The organism is Lysinibacillus sp. NPDC093190, assembly GCF_050280425.1.
Lineage (GTDB): Bacteria > Bacillota > Bacilli > Bacillales_A > Planococcaceae > Lysinibacillus.
This window is the reverse complement of the sequence record NZ_JBNNVG010000014.1, coordinates 66331-85602: the sequence shown is the minus strand read 5'-3', so window position 1 is coordinate 85602 and position 19272 is coordinate 66331. Positions and strand designations below refer to the sequence as shown.

Annotated in this window: 14 protein-coding genes and 1 other RNA gene; 2 read left to right on the top strand and 13 right to left on the bottom strand. The window is 37.7% G+C overall.

The window, feature by feature from the left end; genetic code table 11:
* Window positions 1–9: 9 nt before the first annotated feature.
* The 13 genes from eutS to ACQKOF_RS12730 form a co-directional block, all read right to left on the bottom strand.
* Window positions 10–351 (bottom strand): ethanolamine utilization microcompartment protein EutS, encoded by a 342-nt coding sequence (gene eutS, locus ACQKOF_RS12790; RefSeq protein WP_053482454.1) that lies wholly within the window; start codon window positions 349–351, stop codon window positions 10–12.
* A complete protein-coding gene (gene eutH / locus ACQKOF_RS12785) occupies window positions 348–1610 on the bottom strand; it encodes an ethanolamine utilization protein EutH (protein WP_427557445.1) in 1263 nt (420 codons plus the stop codon). The genes eutS and eutH overlap by 4 nt, the downstream gene beginning before the upstream one ends.
* Before the next feature lie 294 nt (window positions 1611–1904).
* Window positions 1905–2483, bottom strand: coding sequence for an ANTAR domain-containing response regulator (locus ACQKOF_RS12780; RefSeq protein ID WP_427557443.1), 579 nt, complete (start codon window positions 2481–2483; stop codon window positions 1905–1907).
* Window positions 2476–3906, bottom strand: coding sequence for a sensor histidine kinase (locus tag ACQKOF_RS12775; RefSeq protein ID WP_427557440.1), 1431 nt, complete (start codon window positions 3904–3906; stop codon window positions 2476–2478). Before ACQKOF_RS12775 ends, ACQKOF_RS12780 begins: the two co-directional genes overlap by 8 nt.
* Before the next feature lie 257 nt (window positions 3907–4163).
* On the bottom strand, window positions 4164–6071 hold the full coding sequence (locus ACQKOF_RS12770) for an ATP-dependent DNA helicase (protein ID WP_427557437.1): 1908 nt from the start codon (window positions 6069–6071) through the stop codon (window positions 4164–4166).
* 85 nt (window positions 6072–6156) lie between these two features.
* A complete protein-coding gene (locus tag ACQKOF_RS12765) occupies window positions 6157–7293 on the bottom strand; it encodes a THUMP domain-containing class I SAM-dependent RNA methyltransferase (RefSeq protein ID WP_427557434.1) in 1137 nt (378 codons plus the stop codon).
* A 3-nt stretch (window positions 7294–7296) separates the two neighbouring features.
* The gene (locus ACQKOF_RS12760; protein ID WP_427557431.1) at window positions 7297–9036 is read right to left on the bottom strand and encodes an EAL domain-containing protein; all 1740 of its coding nucleotides are present in this window, start codon (window positions 9034–9036) and stop codon (window positions 7297–7299) included.
* Between the two features lie 293 nt (window positions 9037–9329).
* An RNA gene (gene rnpB / locus ACQKOF_RS12755) (RNase P RNA component class B) lies at window positions 9330–9710 on the bottom strand.
* 59 nt (window positions 9711–9769) lie between these two features.
* On the bottom strand, window positions 9770–10063 hold the full coding sequence (gene gpsB, locus ACQKOF_RS12750; RefSeq protein ID WP_370043473.1) for a cell division regulator GpsB: 294 nt from the start codon (window positions 10061–10063) through the stop codon (window positions 9770–9772).
* Window positions 10064–10181: 118 nt separating this feature from the next.
* Complete coding sequence (locus ACQKOF_RS12745) at window positions 10182–11438, bottom strand: ribonuclease H-like domain-containing protein (protein ID WP_427557428.1); 1257 nt, start codon at window positions 11436–11438, stop codon at window positions 10182–10184.
* Window positions 11439–11952: 514 nt separating this feature from the next.
* Complete coding sequence (locus ACQKOF_RS12740; RefSeq protein WP_427557425.1) at window positions 11953–14217, bottom strand: DEAD/DEAH box helicase; 2265 nt, start codon at window positions 14215–14217, stop codon at window positions 11953–11955.
* Window positions 14189–14575 carry a YppE family protein gene (locus ACQKOF_RS12735; protein WP_427557424.1) on the bottom strand — a complete coding sequence of 129 codons (387 nt, stop codon included), beginning with the start codon at window positions 14573–14575 and terminating at the stop codon, window positions 14189–14191. The genes ACQKOF_RS12740 and ACQKOF_RS12735 overlap by 29 nt, the downstream gene beginning before the upstream one ends.
* Before the next feature lie 654 nt (window positions 14576–15229).
* Window positions 15230–15424 (bottom strand): hypothetical protein, encoded by a 195-nt coding sequence (locus tag ACQKOF_RS12730; protein ID WP_053482465.1) that lies wholly within the window; start codon window positions 15422–15424, stop codon window positions 15230–15232.
* A 423-nt stretch (window positions 15425–15847) separates the two neighbouring features.
* On the opposite strand from ACQKOF_RS12730, the gene recU reads away from it, so the two are divergent.
* Window positions 15848–16498: a Holliday junction resolvase RecU gene (gene recU, locus ACQKOF_RS12725; RefSeq protein WP_427557421.1), complete on the top strand. Its 651-nt coding sequence runs from the start codon at window positions 15848–15850 to the stop codon at window positions 16496–16498.
* A complete protein-coding gene (locus ACQKOF_RS12720; protein ID WP_427557418.1) occupies window positions 16495–19209 on the top strand; it encodes a PBP1A family penicillin-binding protein in 2715 nt (904 codons plus the stop codon). Before recU ends, ACQKOF_RS12720 begins: the two co-directional genes overlap by 4 nt.
* Window positions 19210–19272: the final 63 nt, after the last annotated feature.

Here is a 19272-nt window from a genome sequence, read left to right as displayed (position 1 = left end):
CAGCACATCCTATGACTTAGTTATTTTTGATGGCGTATAGCCTAGCATCTCTGATAGAAAACGATTAATCTCTAACATTGCCATTTCAACCTCGGAGACACTACCAACAATAACGAGACTGCCAGTAAAGCGATCTAAAAAACCTAGTCTTACATTGGCTGCCTTTGTTGCTAAATCCCCTGCGATAATAACTGTCTCACTCGGTGTACATGTCATGATGCCCAGTGCACCTGCTTCTTGAATGCCCAGCTTTTGAAACATCTCAGGATCAGGATTTGCTATTAGATGACTCAATGTTAGTTGCTTACCTGGCACAAATTCCTGAATAAACCGTTTCTTTTCTTCACTCACACGTCATCACCTCTTTCAAGATTTTTATCTGTTAAATATTCACCTTCTTTAATAATGCCTGCCTTGCGATCCTCTTGTTCTAGCCTTAGAGCTGTTGGAACAGATAGTTTATAGGCTAAAATAATTGCGATCACACCCGCTAAAAACTTACCTGTAATAACAGGTAAAATAATTGTCGGCTGGAAGTTAGCTGTAAACGATAAATGATCTCCTAGAAGGAAGGCTGAACAAACACCAAAGGCAATGTTAATAACCTTATCTTTAGGCGGCATATGTCGAACGAGTGTAAACATGGCTAAAATATTGGCAATCGTCGCTAAAAGTCCTGCGCTTCCTACTGATGATAAGCCTAATTTTCCTCCTACTGCTTCTAGAGGTTTCGATGCATATTTTCTAATTAAGTACACCATTGGGAATGCTCCCGCTAGCATAATACCAATATACCCAGCTGTTTCTAATGCACGGAATTGATCGACTTTATCTGCCATGATCGGATCAAAGCCCCATGCACCGAAAATTTTTGTAAAAATACCTGTGAAAATTTCTACAATCGAGAACACTAGCACAAGCTTGATAGCAGCATCCATCACGCGTCCAAAAATCATGAAGCCTTTGATCATGCCATTTGGAATTAGTTTAAGACCTAACGCAATTAACACTACGAAAATAAATAAAGGCAATAAATTAATTAATATTTGTAAAACAGAAATGGCAAACACGTATGTTGGTGCAGCTGTTGTACTAATCACTTCACGAACATCTGTATTAAACGTCACAATCATGATGGAAGAAATAAATGCTCCAATCGGAATTGTTAAAACACCCGCCATAATACCTAAAGCCATATATTTATGATCACGTTTATCTAACATGGCAAGACCCATTGGAATAGAGAACACGATTGTTGCGCCTGACATAAATCCGACAACTAGAGCCATGACCCATCCTTCATAGGACTCTTTTAACGCATTCGCTAATTGGTATCCTCCCATGTCCGAGGCTAAAATTGTCGTTGCTGCAATAGCTGGATCAGCACCAATCAATTCAAAAATCGGACTAATAAAATGACTTATAAACCACGTTAAGTAAGGTATAGCAGCCATGATCCCTGCAGCAGGTACAAAAATATGTCCAACCGTATGAATACCATTCATAAACTCTTTACCGATTCCATATTCAGCATCTCGAATTGCTCCGATTGCCCCTAAAACTGCACTAATCATAATAATATAAACGATAACCGTTCCTATCATTGCCATCCTTCTCATCACCCCTTAATTGTTATCTATATATCTATTTCGCCTTGGCTGGATTGTGTGTCGCTTCGCTTTCGCATAGGTAAACAATGCGTCTAGATTTTGAATTGTGCAGGCACAATTCATTCCTTTCAAAATCCATGACATCCATCAGAGGCTTTATATTTAACCAGCAGGTGTTGGACACCCACTGTAAAGGAACCACAACCACATTCATCTCACCACCTTTAGAGGTGAGAGCTGAATGAAAATAAAAAAGACGCATTAAAGAAGAAATCTCTTTAAAGCGTCTTTGCTTTAACTATTTACTTGTAAGGAATTGATAATGCGCCTTGCAATAAGTGCCATTTCCTGTTGAGTCTGCATACTCTCACTGCGAATTTTCTTATAAGCTTCGTCCTCACTTAGGTTCTCCGACTGCATTAGCAAACCTTTTGCTCGTTCGATTATTTTTCGCTTTTCTAATTCTGTTTGTTTATGCAACAATTCCCCGTTCAGACGGTTGAACTTATCAATCTGGTGAAATGCCACTTCCAACGCTGGAAGGACATTCTTCTCAGAAAACGGTTTCATAACATAGCCTAAAATATTGTCCTGCTTCACGTACAGTAACAATTCTTTTTCACTATAAGCTGATATAAATAGCACCGGTATACCGAGCTGCTGTTCAATAATTTTGCTTGCCTTTAAACCATCTAACTTAGGCATTTTAATGTCCATTAAGATTAACTGTGGCTTATGTGTAAAAGCCAACTCAATTGCTGATTCTCCATTATTCGCTTGTGCTACCACTTCGTAGCCATTATCCTCAAGCATAAACTTCAAATCAATTGCAATGAGCGACTCATCTTCGACAATCATAACTTTCCTAGTCATTTAGGATAAAAACCTCCTCACTTACAGGGAACTGAATTTGAGTATGTGTACCTTGTTCACTAGGGATAATTGAAAATGTGCCAGCTAAATCATATTCAACAAGTCTTGTAATAATCTCCATTCCAAATGATGCCTTCACCTCTTGCATTCCAACGCCGTTGTCAGAAATACGAAGTGAAATAGTGGAAGCTTCCTGCTGAAATTGTATATCGATTGTTCCCTCCTCACGACCAATAAAAGCATATTTCAGTGCATTTTGCAGGAGCTCACAAATGATTAACGCGAGCGAAACAGCTTTTTTTGAATGACAAAATAACTGTACATTATCGTGATGGAAGGATAACTGAATAAATGATGTATTGGATGTCCCAACCATTTTATGTCCAATCTTTTTAGACAACGCGATAACGTCTACTTTCTCTTCAGCGTTATCGTCATTTTCTAAAATAAGTTCATAAACAGATGAAATACTATATATTCGATTTAATGCCTCTTGAAAAGCACTTGCACTGGAAGCTGACAAGTCATTTCGCATTTGCAAGCGCAATAGACTTGTAACTGTCTGTAAATTATTTTTCACTCGATGGTGAATTTCTCGTATAGCAAATGTTTTCATCATTAGTTCATTTTCTTTCAGCTTAAGCTCTGTAAGATCATGAATAATGAGGAGTGTCACTTTATCGTTTTGATCACGAATAGGAATTTTCTTCACAATAAAGGTTTTACGATCAATCGTAATTTCTAAGAAAAAGACATCATCGCCTTTATCATAGACCTCCTGTAAAAATGGTAAAATCTTATTCAATGCAACGTTGTCAAAACGTTCTAGCCCTGATAACTCCGATATAAATCGGTAGCCTGCAGGATTGCTATAGATAACTTTGTTTTCATGATTTGTGAGAATAATTGATTCCACTAGTAAATCAGAAACTACTGGAATCGGTTGAGAATTCGGCTCTACAATATGCTCAATTAATGCAAAAGGCATATGTCGAAAATCATCTTTAGGTGTAGTTTGCATATCCACCTTTTTTTCCTGGATTAACACTGCAATAATCTGTTGTTGGTTATTAAAGAGAGGAACAACGTTTTGCTCAACCGTTATACCTTCCTGTGTGATTGCTCTAGTGATTGACGATTTTTCTTTATTTCTAAAAGCAGAAAATACTGCTGGTTCAAAGCTTTCAAATACAAATTTGCCAATTACAGATTTTTCGTATAAGCCGCTTTCTGTTTTTGGGAAAGCCTCTGCCACAACAATTGCATGTGGTAAGTTTTCCAGCATACAATCTATGAACATATAACAATCTGTCAATTCAGCATAATACGATAATGTTGCTTCTATTTCTTTTAACTTTTCTATATCTGTTGCAGATAAGTTCGTATATTTTCGACACAACGATTGAATGTTCGACAGGCTCAAACCCCCTATCACGGAATAATCAAAAATTAATATTGATTATTCTTGAAATTTCTTGTCATCATTATAAACCTTTTGCAAAATTATTTTCAATATAAAAAATAAATTATTTTAATAATTTTCGTTGCATTACAAAGAACTATATAGCTTAAAAGAGAAATATTCAACACTTTTTTCAAACTCATCATTATCTTACGATAAAAATGTTATTTTAATATACAAAAAAAGCGAGATTGCAACAGGTGCAAACTCGCTTTTTGCTACTTTATTTCTGGTGTAACAGCTAATATATTTTCAAATGTTTCACGCTGCTTTGCTTCTACTTCATTCAACAAAATATGGATATCTCCATGGTCGTTTGAAGTACGAATTAAACGCCCCATTCCTTGCTGTAAACGAAGCTGCATAAACGGTAATTCCACTTCTTCATATGGATTTTCTGCAAATGTACGTTTCGCATCAAATAATGGATCATGTGGAGGGAAAGGTAAATCATAAATAATAACTCGTGTTAATGCCTCCTCCGGCAAATCTAGACCTTCCCATAAATGATAGGAGCATAATGTTTTGATTGTGCCTTCTTGGAAATCACGAACAATTCCTGATAGTTCACGGTCCCCCTCAAACGCTACATACATCCGTTCCATAAGAGGTAGTTCCGCTTTGAAATCTAACATTGCTTGTTTTGATTTAAATAAAATTAATGTTTTTTCACCATCAAGTAATAGCTGTTGAACACGCGCCGTTTTCCCCTTTTGAGATAGCTCATGTAAATAAATTCGCATAACTTCTTCATAATCAAATGGAGATGGAACAGAAAACGATTGATAATTACGAATTCCTAAACTATAGGCAATATACGAAAAATCTTTATTGACTGATAAAGTTGCTGAAGAGAATACTATTGGAAGTTTTTTAGAGAATAATTTTTCTGCTAAAACTTCTGTGATGAGACGCGGCATAATTACGAGCGTTTCCTCCCCATCCGTTTCCTCTAACCAATCGACTGCATCTCCCTGTGCTATGAAAATACGTAAAGATGCCTCGTATTGTTCTAAATACTCCTCTGCCATATTTAATTCATACTCTGGAATCATATACATTTCAGATTCAAAAACAAATTCCTCGAGTAATGTTTCGACATCCGCAATAAGTTGTTTACCGTATTTCAACAGATTTGGCGATTTATTAATACGTTTACGCTCTTCTTTAGAAGCTACTAGATCATCTCGTAGCTGGTCAAAAAATAGCTCGTGGTCATCTTGTAATTTTTCCATCGCATATAATGTACGTTCTCGCACACCATCCACCATTAAACGCTCTAACAATGTCACAATTGTTGTCGCCTGTACTTTATACGTCATTGCTTTTTGCGCAGCATATTCTAATAAATGACCTTCGTCAAGCACCATCATTGATACTTCAGGCAATAAAGCTAGTTGCCCTTCACGTTCACGAGACTCTTTTGTTGCTAAATGCTCCATCAAAAAATCTTGCGAACAAATGATTAAGTCCGTCGATTTACGATAATGTGCACGATGTAATGTTTGACCACATCGATTACGTAGATCACATACTGAACACTGCATAATCGAGTTGTAATTTACTTTTTGCCAATCTTCATCACTGACAGTTGGATAATCGCTGCGTTCACCATAAGGTTGTATAGCAATCATCGAGCCCTGTGCATATACTCCATCAGGTATAGAAAATGCAATATCATCGATCCATTCATCGGTTTCCACTTTTTCAGCTTCCTCAAAACGCTTTAAGCATAGATATTGGTCTCGTGACTTTGCTAGGCGAACATCAATTTCAAGACCTAACGTTTTCTGTAGCTTATAAATATCGCCGCCCTCTTTTACTAGCTGGTCGATTAAAGTTTCATCTGCACATGCGATAAGGGCTGGTTTGCCAGTATAGCGTGCATAGGATACAGCTGGTAGTAAATAGGCAATTGTTTTCCCAGTCCCTACACCTGCCTCCGCAAAAAGCACGTTTTTTTCTTTTAGGGCTTGCTCAATTTGATAGGCCATAAAAATTTGCTCATCACGGCATTCAAAGCCCTTTTCAGGTAATTCATCGTAAAGGACGTCCCCCATCCAGTCACCTAATGACTCAAAAAATGAGCGGTCCTTTGTTAATACAAATGGTAAAGATTTACGCAATTGACGTTCCCCCTCTAACTATCTGGTCCTATTATACGCGACGAAACGGAAGATAAGAAAAAATCTTATCTTCCGTTATCGTTCGTTAATCTCTTTTAGACTTTTGTCCCCAGAACTGGTAATAGTTCGTTTCAATAAAGCCATTGAATAATTTACGCTTCTTCGTCGATTGACGACCGTACAATTCCTCAAAGTTTTTCATTGAGGACAACATGTACACAGACCAAGTCGGATAATTTTTCATGACTTTTCCTAAATCACGAATTACCTGCTCCACGACTTCGATGTCACCAATACGCTCTCCGTATGGTGGATTACCAATCATAACGCCATCTGTTAGCAGTGTTGTAAAATCACGTGCTTGCATTTGCTTGAACGTAATCATATCACCAAAGCCCGCTTCTAGTGTATTTTCTTGTGCAATACTCACCATGCGATGATCTATATCAGATCCGAAAATTTCTAATGGTTGATCATAGTTCGCTAAGCTATCCGCTTCATCTCGCGCTGCATCCCAAATTTTTGCCTTCATCCATGGCCAATCCTCTGAAATAAATTCACGATTATAGCCCGGTGCAATATTTTGTCCAAACATTGCTGCTTCTAACGCAATTGTGCCAGAACCACAGAATGGATCTACGAACGGTCGACTCGGATTCCACTTAGAAATTTGTACGAGTGCCGCTGCTAATGTTTCTTTTAATGGTGCTTCGCCCTGTGCTTGACGATAACCACGCTTATGCAAGCCCGCACCCGATGTATCAATAGTAAGTGTAGCCACATCTTTTAAAATTGAAACTTCAATTTTATAGGTTGCACCGGATTCATCTAAAAATCCTAAACGTTTATAATGCTGTTTCATGCGCTCTACAATTGCTTTTTTAGTAATTGCCTGACAATCTGGCACACTAAATAATTTGGATTTAACAGACTTCCCTGATACTGGAAAAGCTGCATCAACTGGTAAGTATTTTTCCCACGGTAAAGCTTTTACACTTTCAAACAACTGTTCAAAAGATTTAGCAGGAAACTGTCCTACAACAATTTTTACTCGGTCTGCTACACGTAGCCATAAGTTTGTTCGTGCAATGGCCGTTTCGTCACCTTCAAAATACACTTTGCCGTTCTCGACTGTTGTTTCATAGCCTAGTGCCTTTACCTCTTGTGCCACAATCGACTCTAATCCCATTGCAGCAGTTGCTACTAATTTATAGTTTGCCATACATTAATTCCTTCCTTGATGCTCAATTTCCCAATACTCCATAAACTCAATAAGTTCGTGAAGTGGCAACGGTTTGCTGTAATAATAGCCTTGAATTATATCACAGTTCATTTTACGTAGTATATCCACTTGTTGTGCTTGTTCTACACCTTCAGCAACAACTTTCATTTTTAAGCGATGCGACATTTGAATAATCGCATCCACTACTGCCTGTTTTTCATCGAGTGAGCCAATATGTTGAATGAAGCTTCGATCGATTTTTAAATAATCAAGTGGGAAACGAACTAAATAACTAAGAGACGAATAGCCTGTCCCAAAATCGTCAATAGAAATTTTAAAGCCCATTTTCTTAAGTCGCACAAGCTTGCTAACCGTTTCATTTGCACTGTTCATCACAGTACGTTCTGTAACTTCAATTTCAAAATTGTTAGCAGGCGTGTTATAACGCTCTAATATCGCTTGAACAGAGTCTAAAAAGTTTTGTTGCTTAAAGTGAATGCTTGAAATATTGATGGCCACTGGAGTCTTGTAACCACATCGACGCATCTCTTTAACTGCCTCACAAGCTTTTTCTATAATCACTTCACTTAAAGGAATGATTAATCCTGTTTCCTCAGCATAAGGAATAAATTCTGCTGGAGAAACAAATCCTAGTCTTTCACTATTCCAGCGAACAAGTGCCTCTAACCCTTGAATCTCTTCATTTTCCACAGATATTTTAGGTTGGAAATGCAGCTCAAATTCTCGGTTTTCAATAGCTCTCCGTAGTTCTGAATCTAATAATAAAACACGCTGAGAATCAGTCTTCAATTCATCAAAATAAAAAGCATAGTCATTAAGACCATTCTTTTTCGAATAAGTCATTGCCTTGTCAGCACAATGAATCAATTGCTCCGTTGTTTCACCATCTAATGGATACATGCTGATACCAATACTCGTCGAAATAAAAATATCTTGACTATTAATATCCAAAGGCTTTTCAATAATCCCAATAATTTGTTCAGCAAAATTTGCGGCTTCTTTAGCATTCTTCACGTTTGTTAACGTAATAATAAACTCATCACCGCCATATCTAGCAATGATATCTTTATTTTTTAACAACGTTTTTAAGCGCTTTGCCACTTCTACTAGAATAGTATCTCCAACTGCATGACCTAACGTATCATTAATTTGCTTAAATCGATCTAAATCTAAAAAATAGACTGCATGCTGTACTGAATGAGAGATAGTAGAAGTTGATTCTAATAGATTATCCATTCTTTCAATATAAGCAAATCGATTTGATACTTCCGTTAATGAATCAGTTAGTAACCGCTTTTCTAGTTCATTTTCTACTATTTTTCTTTCAGACAAATCTGTAAAGATACCACAGTAATTTGTAATCTCTCCCTCATCGTTGGCTACACCGACAATTGTTAACCATTCTGGATATACGTCTCCGGTTTTACGACGATTCCATATTTCCCCCTGCCAAATGCCTTCTTGTCGTATCTTTTGCCACATATCTAAATAAAATTGCAATTCATGTACACCTGACTGTAGAACGGCTGGCGTTTTTCCAATCACTTCATTACGCTTATAGCCAGTTACAAATTCAAAAGCAGGATTGACCATTACTATTCTTTTATCTTTATCTGTGATCATGATGCCTTCAGATACATTTTCGAAGATCTTTGTTATTAAGGCAGTAGGATATTTGGAAATCGAATTTAGCTTCTCCAGACTATCGTTCACACCGTTCATGTTTCTACTCCATCCTATCTCTCTTTACTACCCTCATTTTTTAGAAAAGCACTTTTGCACCAGTCTACTCGTATGTAGACAATATGTATATCGTTGCGATAACAGTTTATTAGATGTTTATGTTTCGAATCGTAGCAACAGAGGCATGACCAACAGTGTACAGCCTTATTCTCAAACGTATATCGCGCATGCCTAGACATGATTAACAAGTAACTTTTTCTTACTTTATTCAAAAGAAAAGCTCTCCACCAAATTGGAGAGCGCTTGTCATTTCATTAATAAGCATCAAAAAATTCCATAAGCCATGTTTTGTTCCCGAGTACTCAAACAGCTATCGCCTCGTACGGCCGGGTAGTAATCATCTATCTACAGAGTGAACTCTGTCCCTCTATCCGTTCAATTCCTTTTAGAGAGTGCCCCTACCATAATTTGGGTTTCTCACTCGTGGGGTTTACCTCGTTCCACCTTGCATGTTTCCAAGCAAGCTACGTCACTGTGGCACTTTCAGGAAGTTTCAACCATATCATTAAGACTTAGGTTTTCCTTCCGCCGTCAGCCTTTACAGCTGCCTTACCTTATTTTTTCAGTAAGCACGAACACTACGGTCATCTCAGAACCGTGCGAGCATGGACTTTCCTCTACGACGTCTAGCGCCGCAGCGATTACCAGAATTTCATGATGATAAAAAGATTATACTAGAGTTTTATGATAAATACAATATAATTGACAAAAATTATTCGTACAACTTACTACCGAATACGTGTTTCTCTAAATTTGAAAGACGTTTTAAAATATCAAAGTTTGTCGTACCAGCTGCCGATGCGACAGGTTGTCTCTTAGGCGTATTATCAATTTCTTCTTTTAACTGTTTATTTTCTTCACGAAGTTGGGCCACCACTTTTTCGAACGTTTCATAGTCTTGTATTATTTCATCAAGAAATGAATCGACTTCTTCTACATTGTAGCCTTTAAAATTTTTCTTAAATTCCTTTTCAAGGATCATTTTTGACGTTAATTTAATATCCATTCACATCGCCCTTCCTCACACTACATGCGTTACATTATAGCATACTTCATCACATTATATCGTCTGAAAACATCAAATGTAAGGCTAAACTTGTCGTTTCTTGCGCTTACCCGGGAAATTATTTCTTATTTCCTAATCGGAGTAACCTCTTTTCCCAAGAAATTTCCCATTTCTGCTTTTGTTCTACTCTCCATTGCTCATTCTTTTTTATTAATTTTATGCCTTCTTGCGTATAATAAAAGGCCTGGTCATAATCTTTCATTTGATGCTCATATATCATCGCTAGCTGTTCTAATACATGCAACTTTTTTCGTTGATCAACGAAATGTAGAGCAGCCACAAATGCATCGATCGCTTCACTAAACTTTTTATTTTTTTTATGCTGTATCGCTAAATAATATTGTGCATTTCCCGCTTCAAGTGCATCAAATTGGGTCGTAACCTTTTCTAAAACCTTAACACTCTGTGAACTCTCTTTTAAATCAGCATACCATTTCCCGATATTTGTAAATGTTTTTGCCGATTCTTCGCTCGTCTCTTCAAATAGCAAATTTGTAGAATGGACATAAAGCGTAATCAGTGAAAGCAAATCCCATTCATTATGAAGAAGGACTTTCATAAGGGCATCTGGAACACCGCTTTTTATTGCATCTAAATAAATAATAGGTGCAAGAAATCCAGGTATATCTCCAATGCGAGAAAAGCCAAGCTTCTCTTCTTCCACAGCTTTTAATTTCATTCTTTCCATATCATTTTTCCATAAACGCTTTGAACTATGCAATAAATCGATTTGCCGTTGTGTACGCAGTTTAGGTAATTCTTTTTGGTTGAGTGTCCAACGTGTTTCAAGTTGCGGCCAGTCAAAGCTTTTTCCATTGTAGGTAATAACCGTCGCGTTTTTTTGCCAAAGCTTTGATTCAAAAAGTAACGCTGCCTCATGTGCAGGATCAGCTAAAATATATTGAGTTAAAATAAAGCTTTCATTTTCCTCTGATACTTCTAAAAAGCCTAGAAGAAAAATTTGTGTGCCTACACCCTTTAAGCCAGTAGTTTCCGTATCAAAAAACAATACCTTTTCATTCATTTCTAATGCATATGGATGTTCGAACTTTGCCTCTTGCCATTTTACTAATGCATCAAAAAATGACTGCAACTTATAATGACCATGCTGATAATTAAACGGATAACGCACCTGTCGTTTAAAAACAATGCCGAATTCATTTTCTACAATTGTTAGTCCAGCTTTTCCCCACTGCTCAGTATAGCTTGGAGCAACAGGTTTTTGATAAGCCGGTTTATCCTCTTTTTTTAGAGTTGTTGTCGTTTTTTTACCGAGCATTTTTTTCATTTGTAAAATTTTATTTTCGTAAGACATTTACTTCACCATTTTCTGCATGTAAGATTGCTAAAACTTATTGTACTTTTTAGGTTCCTGTAAACTATCTTGATGGAAGGACTGAATCACAATCACAGCAAGCCTACATGCTGCTACCATTACCATCAGAGTGCTCATCAAAAAATTGTGAAATCCCCCGAATGAACAGTGGATAAAACACTTGTTATAACATGATTATCACACTTTCAAAATTGAGGATTGTCCTTATTTTTTTACCGCAAGTATAACCTATATTAATCATAGCGCATCTTTTAGCTTCTGCACAAAGAGAAGATGTGCTATTTTGGTTAAAATATAGAACTTGATAGCAAGGTGTTATATTGTTCACACGTGAAAAGTTCAATAGGTTAAAATTAATTAACTATTTAAAATCGAATAAGAATATACATAAAGAGTTGGCTTGTAATAACCGTAAAATGATTTAGATAATAATGAAAAAAGGGCTTGTAGGAATAGTTTTTTAGACTTTTTCCTTCCAAGCCCTTTTAGTACTCTAATTTAAAATTTGAAGAAGTTCTATTACTTTTTTCTTCGCTTGCTGTAAGCTATCTTGAGCTCCTATACATGATGGACAGCCTGATTCACAAGCACAGCTCGTTACATGCTCCCGCGTCTTAGTCAACAAATCTTCCCATAAGTTATAAACCTTTTCACTTAATCCAATACCGCCAGGATACTTATCATAAACAAAAAATGTCGGTTGCTCATTATGAGTTGCCTTTACCTGTGGGACAACTGCTACATCGCTACTATCACATTGAATAAACAATGGTATGAACGCATTCATCGCATATGCAGCTCCCGTCATGGCGTCTGTTAGCTCCGCCTCCGACCATTTTTCTAGCGCAGAGAATGATAGCCACGAAGAGCTTGTGTGCATTTCATCTGGTGGTAAATGAATAGGGCCAGAACCGATATTATCGTGTGTACCGAAGCGTATTTTTTTAAATATCGTTGCCTGTGCGACCAAGCCAACATCACCGAAGCCAATAATACCACCTTTATAATCTCGACTCCGATCTTCCTCTAGCACCTTCATCTCAACTGCAAGATTAGCGTCAGTATAGTAATCGACATCTACTTCTCGTACAAATGCTTTCTTTTCTTCCCAATCAAGCTTTTCTACTTGAAATTGAATGCCCTGATGCAAATAAATAGCCTCTTCATGTAGCAATGTCATCGCACTATGGCGATCCATTTCACCAATAACCTTTGTTTGTGCAGGGACAGTCATATCAATAATTACAACATTTTCTTGTGAAGCAGAACGAAGACTAATATCATGTGCCGGAAAACGATCACTCATCCAATGCCACTTCTCACTCGTTTTAAACACAACGCCTTCCTCCGCTAAATATTCCAGTAACTCCTGAATCTCATATTCACCATACGTATCATGCGTGGAAAATGGTAGCTCAAACGCTGCACATTTTAAATGATCCATTAAAATCAGCATATTTTCAGGATAAATACGCGCTTCCTCTGGTGCACTGCCAAGTAAAAAGAGTGGATGGTTCACTACGTATTGGTCAAGTGCTGCCGATTGCGCTACATAAATGATTAACGCCTCGTCCTGGCGACGGCCAGCACGACCTGCTTGCTGCCAAGCACTCGCGATATTTCCCGGATACCCTGTCATGATACATGCTTGTAATTGGCCAATATCGACGCCTAATTCCAGTGCATTTGTACTAACTACTGTTTGAATAGTACCATCACGAAGCCCTCGTTCAATAACACGTCGCTCAGAGGGTAAATAACCACCTCGATAACCTCGCACCGACTCATCTAAAAGCTTATTGCGTGTAAGTTCCTTTAAATACGTCACAATCATTTCTACTCGTACACGACTTTTAGCAAAAATAATGGTTTGAATACCTGCTGTATATAATCTTTTAGCGAGGTCACTCACCTCCAAAACAGCACTACGACGCACGCCAAATGTTTTATGGACGATAGGTGGGTTATAAAAAAGAAATGTCTTTTTCCCAACAGGCGCCCCTGAATCACTAATTAAGGCATGACTTTCATTCGTTAAAGCTTCCGCTAGCTCTTTCGGATTTTTAATGGTTGCTGATGTACAAATGAAAATTGGCTTACTCCCATAAAACTCACAAATACGCTTCAACCTTCGAATAACATGCGCAACATGTGAGCCAAACACACCTTTATATGTATGCAACTCATCAATGACGATATACTGCAAATTTTCAAATAGTGAAACCCATTTCGTATGATGTGGCAAAATCCCCGAATGAAGCATATCCGGATTTGTCATCACAATATGCCCTGCCTTACGTACCTTTTGGCGTATGCCTGGCGCAGTATCCCCATCATACGTATAGCTTAAAATTTCTTCACCGCTTTGTTCGATTAATTCATTTAAATCATTTTTTTGATCTTGCGCTAAAGCTTTCGTTGGAAATAAATAAATAGCGCGTGAGTTTTTATCCTCTAGTATTTTTTGAAGTACCGGTAAATGGTAGCAATATGATTTTCCAGACGCTGTTGGTGTAACGGCAGTAAAGGAAACCCCCTCCATAGCGTAATCAAATGCCTGACGTTGATGGGTATACAGTTGTTCTATCCCTCTTGTTTGGAGAGCCTTTACAAGTGAAGGATGTAAATTTCCTGGGAATGGAGCATATTTAGCTTCACGCCCTTCAAGCGTTTGCCAGTGTAAAATACGTTCCTTCAGTTCTTCATCATATCTCCACTCGTTTAACAGTTCACTGATGGTCCTTTTTTTCGATAACATCTATTTGTGTCTCCTTCACTACCCGTTCGAAAATTTCCAACGTATACGAGGTTGAATGAATCGCATCTAAAAAACGCTTTTTACTTGTTTCTTTATAAAAGGATTGCACAACAAATTGCTCCATCGATTCGACCGCTGAAGCAATTTGTTGTGTATGCATATATTTTGGTCGATTTTTTTGAATCCACACATTCGCCTCTTGTTGCCATTCCTTTAAAAGTTGGTGAATGATATCTGCGTGTGGCTTAACCTCCTCAAAAAAGTCGGGAGTACGATTCTCCTCACGCATTTGCCAGAAGCGTGCAACACATTTTTCACATTCATCTATTAATTTGGAAGTTTGCTGTATTAACAACAATTTCGCACCTCATTTCATTAATGAAGGCTCATCACCATAACGTGGGATTGGCTACGTTGGCATTCATTCCACTCTCCCTCGCTCCAAGGTTCATCCATAACCTGATCCCCAATGAACTTCCCAACTTTGGTGATGGGCCTTTAAATATTTTTGTATTTAGGTTGGATCCATCCTTTAAATGAAGAATCATCTACATTACCGTAAACGCATAGTATCATTTTAAGCTAATTTTTCGAACCTGCTATTTTAAAATTGAAAATTATTTATGCTATATGAGTAATTTTACTCCAATGATGTAAAACAGCCTTTATTTATGGCTCATCACCATAACGTGGGATTTAATTTCCGTTCCGACTATATGAAAACGTAACGACAGCGCATGATATTGGTCATAAAGACATTATCACAGGACATGATACTTTTTGCCTTCATTCCTTTACTGGTTCTCTTCAAGGTCTCATCTGTGACCTGGGAGACGCCCACTCACCTCTCCAATCAGCTTAGTTAAATGGCATATCTTTCAAGAAAATGACATCCCAAACTTTTGGCGATGAGGTTTATTCAAGGTATATCACTCTCGGTGGCAAATAATGTATGAAAAATGCTCATATTGGGTTATTTATATCGCATATGAGATAAGTGTACCAAAGTCTATCATTTTTCACTACTAATAGGCGAACAAGCATTCTTTACTTGCCAGTTCTTTTCTGCTAAGCTTACTTTCTGGCTAACAGATTTGAGCTGCATAAAAAAATTCATGCTTTGAGCATTGTTTTCCAAAGACACTCTCGTTAACAGTAATTGATTGACTAGATCTAACTGCGCAACTAATTGTTTTAACTTGTTCAAAATAACGCCTCCTTTGCTTTAATTTATGTATTCCTCGCATGTATAAAATTACCTTCATGCGTGACAAAATAAGCGTAAGTTAGCTGAAAGAAGAAGTATTTCGATAAAATTTAATTGAACTAATCTATTTTCGTTGTCTTCAATATCATCTATCAAGTAGAGAAACTAACGTAGAGACCAGTTTTTTTTATAAATTCGTGTGGAAATTTCATCAGTTATTTTGACGATTCGCGTTATAGAATAAATTATGCAACATGATATTTTTCGACTTTAAAAATAGAAAATTGCCCAAAGATCGGTTATTTTTTGGTAATTTTAGCTATTGCTAATCTAGCATCAATCATACTATCTATAGAAGTGGAGAACTGCTACTTAATCATGGTAAACTATTGTATAATAGCAGTATTATAGAGGGTGAACTAAGTGACAATTCGTTATCCGAATGGGAAAATGTATTCCCCTAATCCAGCTGTTCAAAAAACAGTGAAAAAGGGAAAGGACAAGGATTATTCTTTTAGTAATCGAGGAAAAACACTAGAAGATGAAATTAATGAAGCAAACGATTATTATGTAAAAAGGCGATTTGCTATCATTCATAAGAAACCTGTTCCCGTGCAAATCGTCAAAGTAGAGTACCCATCACGAAGTGCTGCAGTTATTCGTGAGGCTTATTTCCGAACACCCTCGACAACAGATTACAATGGTGTTTGGAACGGGCATTATATTGATTTTGATGCAAAGGAAACTGCTTCAAAAACCAGTTTTCCCTTAAAGAATATTCACGTACATCAAATGACACATATGCAGCAAGTGACGGAACAAAATGGTGTGGCATTTATTATTGTTCGTTTCTCAGCTTTTGAACGATATTTTATTGTGCCATACGATGTTTTACAAAAGGCCTGGCTAGCGATGGAAAACGGTGAACGTAAATCGATACCCTTTTTAACTATAGAAAAGGAAGCTTTTGAAATTCCTACGAGCTATTATCCACGTATCGATTATTTACCGATTGTCCAAAAGCTAATTGAAGCAAAAAGCCATGGTTCTGAAAGTGAGGAGATAGTAGAATGACTGAACGTCGTCCGACACGCGGTGAGCATCAAAAGGCTCTCGCTCAAAAAAATAAAAAAAGCGATCCGAAACCATCGAAGAAAAAATGGTTTAAGCGCATTACGCTAACACTTGTAGCAATAATGGCTGCATGTTTTATTGGTGGTGCTGGAATATTCGCCTATTACGCAAGTACCGCACCTAAATTAGATGAAAGTTTACTGAAGGACCCCGTTTCTTCAGAGTTCTATGATAAAAACGGTGAATTATTTGCTACAATCGGTGCAAAAAACCGTAAATATGTAAAATATGAAGATATACCTAAGGATATGGTGAACGCAATCCTTGCAACCGAAGATGCACGCTTTTTCGAGCACGGTGGTATGGATTTTTATCGTCTTGGTGGGGCAATACTCGCTAACTTCCGTGATGGCTTTGGGGCGCAAGGGGCCTCTACATTAACACAGCAAGTTGTTAAAAACTCATTTTTACAAAATGAGAAAAAATTAAAACGTAAAGCACAGGAAGCTTGGCTTGCCTTCCAATTAGAACGTAAATATTCAAAAGAAGAAATTTTTGAAATGTACTTTAACAAAATGCTAATGTCCGGTCGTGTTTATGGCTTTGGAACAGCAGCTCAGTATTTCTATGGTAAAGAGCTAAAAGATTTAACTTTAGATGAAGAAGCATTACTTGCAGGTTTAGTACAACGTCCAAATGCATACAATCCAATAAAATACCCAGAGCTTGCCGAGAAACGTCGGAACACTGTTTTAGGTCTAATGTATCAGCATGGTAAAATCTCAAAAGAGGAAATGGAAGAAGCGAAAAAAGTAGATGTTAAAGTCGGCCTCGCTGACGATGAAACTCGCCAACCATTTGCTGGCTCTAAATACGATGCCTTCCTTGATGTCGTTATTAATGAACTAGAGAAAAACGGTGATGGTAGTGCAATGGCGGAAGGAATTAAAGTTTACACAACACTTGATCCGAATGCACAGCAAATTGTTGAAAACATTATGAATGATGACAGTAACTTCCCGTCCGAAAAGATTCAATCGGGTGTGGCTGTTGTTGATACGAAAAATGGTCAAATTCAAGCAATCGGTGGAGGACGCAATTACGGGGTTGAACGTGGTTTTAACTATGCATTTGACTTAAATCATCAACCAGGGTCAACAATGAAGCCATTAATAGATTACGGACCAGCAATCGAGAATTTAAAATGGTCAACAGGTCAAACACTTGTGGACGAACCTATGACCTACTCTAATTCGAAACAAAACATTACAAACTGGGATAATAAATATATGGGTGCAATGACAGCACGTAAAGCTTTATATGCTTCACGTAACGTTCCAGCTGTTAAAGCATTACAAGAAGTTGGTATTGATAAAGCTAAAGAATTTGTTGGTCGTTTAGGTATTAATGCTAAAAATGTTTATGAATCTGATGCAATCGGTGGTGGAGATATTACGATGTCTCCTACGCAAATGGCTGCTTCCTATGCAGCATTTGGGAATAATGGTGTTTACACTGATCCTTATGCGATTACAAAAATCGTTTACCGTGATGGTAAAACAACAAAAGACTATACACCAGAGTCTAATGTAGCAATGAGCGATTATACAGCTTATATGGTAACAGATATGTTACGTGACGTTGTCGGCAATAAGCCTGATGCATCAGGTACTGTTGCCAATGTATCTGGATTAGATATCGCAGGTAAAACAGGTACAACAAACTACGCAGCTGCTGATTTTAGCAAGCATAATTTACCGGATACAAGTGTACCGGATTCATGGTTTGCTGGGTACACTACAAACTATTCAATCGCTATTTGGAGTGGTTATGAAAAACACTTTGATCCAATTACAACTTGGGATGAACGTCGTTTACCACAACATTTATTTAAACAAATTATGAAAGAAATTTCGGCGAACGTTGAAACACCACGTTTCAAAAAGCCAAACTCAGTTGTGGAAGCTACAATTGAAGTAGGCACAAAGCCGCTTAAATTAGCAAGTAATTTTACACCAAGTGAGAAACGTCGAACAGAGCTATTTGTACGTGGTACAGAGCCTAAGGAAGTTTCAAATGAATACGCAATGCCAGAACTTTCTTCACCATACAATGTAAGTGCAAGCCCTGATACAGAAGGTCAATCTATTAATATTTCATGGGAGCATGATGCAATGCTTAATCCGGAAACAGATGAACCGCTACCAACAACCTTCGAAGTATCCGCTACACGAGAAGGTGGAGAGACTATTTCTCTTGGTAAAACGGAAAGCAAAGGCTTAACAATTAGCAACAAACAACTGGAAGATGGCAAATACACGATTTCTGTCGTAGCAGTTGTAGATGGTACACGTAGTAAACCTGGAACAACTTCCTTCCAAGTAACAGGTACGACTGATGAAGATAAAGAGCCAGATACTCCGGATCAGCCTGATGTTGAGGAACCAACGGCACCTGATCAAAATGGCAATAACGGAGACAACGGTAACCACAACGGTAACGGAAATGGTAACAATGGTAACAATGGCAACAGTGATAATAACGGCAACAGTGGCAACAATGGCAATGGTAATGCTGGGAATGGTAACAGCGGCAATACAGGAAATAACGGTACCCCCCCAGGTAACAATGGCGACAATAATGGTAGCAAGCCACCAACAACGCCAACTGAACCAACCACACCGGATGATGGTACCGGTAGTACTGAATAAAAAAAGCAGAGTAGCATAACGCTACTCTGTTTTTTTATGTCTTTCAATTTGCTGAGTCTATCC

Bases quoted from the DNA above. Each gene is read 5' to 3' on its own strand.
- ACQKOF_RS12760 (WP_427557431.1), bottom strand. From the start codon at position 9,036: ATGAACGGTGTGAACGATAGTCTGGAGAAGCTAAATTCGATTTCCAAA.
- ACQKOF_RS12740 (WP_427557425.1), bottom strand. From the start codon at position 14,217: ATGTTATCGAAAAAAAGGACCATCAGTGAACTGTTAAACGAGTGGAGA.
- ACQKOF_RS12765 (WP_427557434.1), bottom strand. From the start codon at position 7,293: ATGGCAAACTATAAATTAGTAGCAACTGCTGCAATGGGATTAGAGTCG.
- ACQKOF_RS12720 (WP_427557418.1), top strand. From the start codon at position 16,495: ATGACTGAACGTCGTCCGACACGCGGTGAGCATCAAAAGGCTCTCGCT.
- ACQKOF_RS12780 (WP_427557443.1), bottom strand. From the start codon at position 2,483: ATGACTAGGAAAGTTATGATTGTCGAAGATGAGTCGCTCATTGCAATT.
- eutH (WP_427557445.1), bottom strand. From the start codon at position 1,610: ATGGCAATGATAGGAACGGTTATCGTTTATATTATTATGATTAGTGCA.
- gpsB (WP_370043473.1), bottom strand. From the start codon at position 10,063: ATGGATATTAAATTAACGTCAAAAATGATCCTTGAAAAGGAATTTAAG.
- ACQKOF_RS12745 (WP_427557428.1), bottom strand. From the start codon at position 11,438: ATGTCTTACGAAAATAAAATTTTACAAATGAAAAAAATGCTCGGTAAA.